This window comes from Kitasatospora phosalacinea, from assembly GCF_000717185.1.
In the GTDB taxonomy this organism is placed as follows: Bacteria; Actinomycetota; Actinomycetes; order Streptomycetales; family Streptomycetaceae; genus Kitasatospora; species Kitasatospora phosalacinea_A.
In genome coordinates, this window is record NZ_JNYE01000212.1 from 1 (window position 1) to 2,437 (window position 2,437).

The following is a 2,437-nucleotide window of genomic DNA, read 5'->3' on the forward strand; positions in this document are numbered from 1 at the left end:
CCGCCCCACCGACCACCTCCACTCCCCCGCCTGGCCCGCCGTCACCACCGCCGCCGCCCGCCTGGCCCGCCTCCTGGTCGCCAACGACCACCACGCCCGCTGACCCCCTCAGCGCCCCGGGCCTCCACCCTCGCCGCTCCCATCCTCCGGCAGCACGAAGTGCGGATTCTCGATCAGCCCGACCACCGCCCCCGAAGGCTCGACCACCGTCCCGACCCGGATCCCACCCCCCACCTCCTGCACCTCCTCCCGCAGCACCGCCCCCGCCGCCACGAACCGCCCCACCGCCACGTCCACGTCCCGCACCCCCCAGTACGACACCGGCCCGACCGCCGGATCCGCGTTCGGGTCCAACCCCAGCTCGTAGCCGCCGACGTTGAACCCCACGTAGAACGGCTCGTCGAAGTAGGGCCCCACCCCCAGCACCGAGCTCCACCACGCCTTCGCCGCAGCAAGGTCCTGCGCAGGATGAATGACCGTCCGAAGACCGAGAAGCACGCCAACGTCCTTTCCACCGAGCCCGATCGACAAGAAGGCGAGCCTAGTGCCCGGACCGGAGATCGCGATCCCCGCAACTGCCCGACGCCGACCCGGAAACGACTCGCGCCGGCACCGCCCTCGTCGATCGCAGCGCCGAAGTGCGCGGCAGTCGCATCGATGAACCGGTCGCGCGCGGGCCGCGCGGCGTCCTGCGCCGCGGTGAGCCCTTCGATGCTCGTGGCCGCATCGACCATCTCGTAGGCGGCGACGACCACCGCCTGCGCGGTGGCGCGGACAACCGGGTCAGGCAGGAGGAGCCGCAGCGTGACCAGCGGACGCGTGATCGCGGAGCGAGTCACACGGGACCCGGCCCACGGCTCCTCCCGCCCGGCATCGCCCCCACCCCGCAGCCGGGCCTCCCCGCGTCCACCGCCCACCAAGAGCCCGAGCTCCCCCGTCTGCTCGCTAGGATCGAGATCTCGAAGCACACGTGGGGGCGGAGTACATGGGGACGTTGGGATTTGTCAGCCGCCGCAGGTGGATCTTGCTCAGTGGGCTCGTCGCCCTGAGTGGTTGTACCGGCGTGCACCCGGCTGGTTCTGATGGTGCCGTCCCGGATCACAAGAAGGTGCGCAGGGACGTCGAGCCACTTCAGCGCCGGTTCGCCGCGGTCGGCCGGTTGTCCGACCCTCACTGGCTGGGCTACAACCCCAACGACTCGGGTCGCGAGTCGATCCCGGATCAGGACCCGCGCATCCGCGTAGTCGGTGTCGCCCGCCTACCTGCAGGTACGGTCAATTCGATCGTCAGTGCGACGGATTACGCCTTCGAGCCCTCCACTCCGTCCCAACTGCCGGAGGAGCTGGCAGAGTTCCTACCCAAGAATGCCGAGTGGGTGAGTAGCGCCGACTACGACGACCACATCACCAACTCGCACTATCCGGGCAGGTTCCATCTCGCCCCTGCGACGGACTGGGTGTATTTCGACACGGTCAATCCTGAGATCGTGGACGGCTCGCACCCGCAGTAGTACGCGTAAGTGCCTGCGTCTGACGGCGGCAGCTGATCGATGGGATCCGATGGCGGTGCGGACCGGGGCGCCGGAGCCCAGGGCGTTTCAAAGTCCTGGTAATCATGTGAGTCTGCAGGCCACAGCGGTGCGAGGCAGAGCTGGCCCGTCACGAACGCAACGAAACTCCGGTTGTACGGGTGACCTTCCCAAGTCGCCCGCCCTGGAGGGTGTCGCGGAGCTCTCGCTGGTGGAGCGATCACGGGTGCTACCCGATCCGCGTCGGCGGCGCGGTGTGCGTCATCCGTTCGCGGCAGTCCTGCTGGTCACCGCCTCGGCGGTGGTCGCCGGTGCGCGCTCGTACCACCGTCACGGCCGACGCCCTGCACACGCAGCGCACACACGCGCGCTTCCTGGTGGAGGAAAAGACGCACTACCTGCTGGTGGTCAAGGCCAACCAGCCCGAACTCCACCGCCGGCTGCGGCCGCTGCCTTGGAAGGACACCACCGCACGTCGCTACGACCGCGAGACCGGCCACGGCCGCAAAGAGACCCGCGTGACCAGGGCCCTCACGATCACCGGCCTCCGCCTGGACTTCCTCCAGCGCCTCAGCCGACTCACCAGGTCACAGTGGACCATCGAGAACCGGCTGCACTTCGTCACGCTCCGCGCCACCGGGCACCGCAACATCGCCGCCCGCCTCCGCCACGCCTCCTACGAGCCCTCCACCCCGCCCGCTCGACCTGCTGGGCCTAGCCTGACCAACACACCTACAAGATCGCCGGACATGATCCGCTCCCCGATCGAACGACCTTTCCAGGCCAGCACTGAAGCCCACAGCGTAGCTTCTGCCCCGGAAACGCGAGAAAGCCCCCTGACATCCCGTCAGGGGGCTTTCTCTGAATGATTGTTCGGCGGCGTCCTACTCTCCCACAGGGTCCCCCCTG

The 2,437-nt window shown here is 68.9% G+C and carries 3 protein-coding genes; 2 read left to right on the forward strand and 1 reads right to left on the reverse strand.

Going from position 1 to position 2,437, the window contains the following annotated elements; genetic code table 11:
- Positions 1-108: 108 nt before the first annotated feature.
- Positions 109-531, reverse strand: coding sequence for a VOC family protein (locus tag OO57_RS37545; protein WP_199811406.1), 423 nt, complete (start codon positions 529-531; stop codon positions 109-111).
- A 577-nt stretch (positions 532-1,108) separates the two neighbouring features.
- On the opposite strand from OO57_RS37545, the gene OO57_RS37550 reads away from it, so the two are divergent.
- Complete coding sequence (locus OO57_RS37550) at positions 1,109-1,510, forward strand: hypothetical protein (protein ID WP_158715386.1); 402 nt, start codon at positions 1,109-1,111, stop codon at positions 1,508-1,510.
- A 329-nt stretch (positions 1,511-1,839) separates the two neighbouring features.
- Positions 1,840-2,397: a hypothetical protein gene (locus OO57_RS43345; protein ID WP_051778766.1), complete on the forward strand. Its 558-nt coding sequence runs from the start codon at positions 1,840-1,842 to the stop codon at positions 2,395-2,397.
- Positions 2,398-2,437 lie beyond the last annotated feature (40 nt).